The following is a 1629-nucleotide window of genomic DNA, read 5'->3' as shown; positions in this document are numbered from 1 at the left end:
TATGATGGAGAGTTTGATCCTGGCTCAGGACGAACGCTGGCGGCGTGCCTAATACATGCAAGTCGAGCGAACCCGGGGTGCTTGCACCCTGAGGGTTAGCGGCGGACGGGTGAGTAACACGTGGGGAACCTGCCTTGCTGTCTGGGATAACACCGGGAAACCGGTGCTAATACCGGATGTCCCCTTTCCGGCACCTGCCGGAGAGGGAAAAGGCGGCTTTGAGCCGCCGCAGCAAGAGGGGCCCGCGGCGCATTAGTTAGTTGGCAGGGTAACGGCCTCCCAAGGCGACGATGCGTAGCCGACCTGAGAGGGTGATCGGCCACACTGGGACTGAGACACGGCCCAGACTCCTACGGGAGGCAGCAGTAGGGAATCATCCGCAATGGACGAAAGTCTGACGGTGCAACGCCGCGTGAGTGATGAAGGTTTTCGGATCGTAAAGCTCTGTTGTGAGGGAAGAATAGGATGGGGAGGAAATGCCCGATCTGTGACGGTACCTCACCAGAAAGCCCCGGCTAACTACGTGCCAGCAGCCGCGGTAATACGTAGGGGGCAAGCGTTGTCCGGAATTATTGGGCGTAAAGGGCACGCAGGCGGTCCGGCAAGTCTGATGTGAAAGGCCGTGGCTCAACCACGGAATGGCATTGGAAACTGCCAGACTTGAGTACAGAAGAGGAGAGTGGAATTCCACGTGTAGCGGTGAAATGCGTAGAGATGTGGAGGAACACCAGTGGCGAAGGCGACTCTCTGGTCTGTGACTGACGCTGAGGTGCGAAAGCGTGGGGAGCGAACAGGATTAGATACCCTGGTAGTCCACGCCGTAAACGTTGAGTGCTAGGTGTTAGGGGTTTCGATACCCGTAGTGCCGAAGCAAACGCATTAAGCACTCCGCCTGGGGAGTACGACCGCAAGGTTGAAACTCAAAGGAATTGACGGGGGCCCGCACAAGCGGTGGAGCATGTGGTTTAATTCGACGCAACGCGAAGAACCTTACCAGGTCTTGACATCCTCTGACCGCCTTGGAAACAAGGTTTCCCTTCGGGGCAGAGTGACAGGTGGTGCATGGTTGTCGTCAGCTCGTGTCGTGAGATGTTGGGTTAAGTCCCGTAACGAGCGCAACCCTTGAATGTCGTTGCCAGCATTGAGTTGGGCACTCTACATTGACTGCCGGTGACAAACCGGAGGAAGGTGGGGATGACGTCAAATCATCATGCCCCTTATGACCTGGGCTACACACGTGCTACAATGGACGGTACAACGGGAAGCGAAACCGTGAGGTGGAGCGAATCCTGAAAAGCCGTTCTCAGTTCGGATTGTAGGCTGCAACTCGCCTGCATGAAGCTGGAATCGCTAGTAATCGCGGATCAGAATGCCGCGGTGAATACGTTCCCGGGCCTTGTACACACCGCCCGTCACACCACGAGAGCCAGCAACACCCGAAGTCGGTGAGGCAACCGTTTGGAGCCAGCCGCCGAAGGTGGGGCCGGTGATTGGGGTGAAGTCGTAACAAGGTATCCCTACCGGAAGGTGGGGATGGATCACCTCCTTTCTAAGGAGCACAGGGGCCTTCTAGCCGAAGGCCCGAACGACACGCTTTAGCTTTCATTCAGTTTTGAGCGGGCAACTGCT

At 57.0% G+C, this 1629-nt stretch carries 1 rRNA gene; it reads left to right on the top strand.

Going from position 1 to position 1629, the window contains the following annotated elements:
* Nucleotide 1: 1 nt before the first annotated feature.
* Nucleotides 2–1549, top strand: a 16S ribosomal RNA gene (locus HNR44_RS17485).
* The last annotated feature ends 80 nt before the right edge of the window (nt 1550–1629 follow it).

The organism is Geomicrobium halophilum (assembly GCF_014207655.1).
Taxonomy (GTDB): domain Bacteria; phylum Bacillota; class Bacilli; order Bacillales; family Marinococcaceae; genus Geomicrobium; species Geomicrobium halophilum.
The sequence above is the reverse complement of the archived record's forward strand: the minus strand, read 5'-3'. Positions and strand labels throughout refer to the sequence as shown.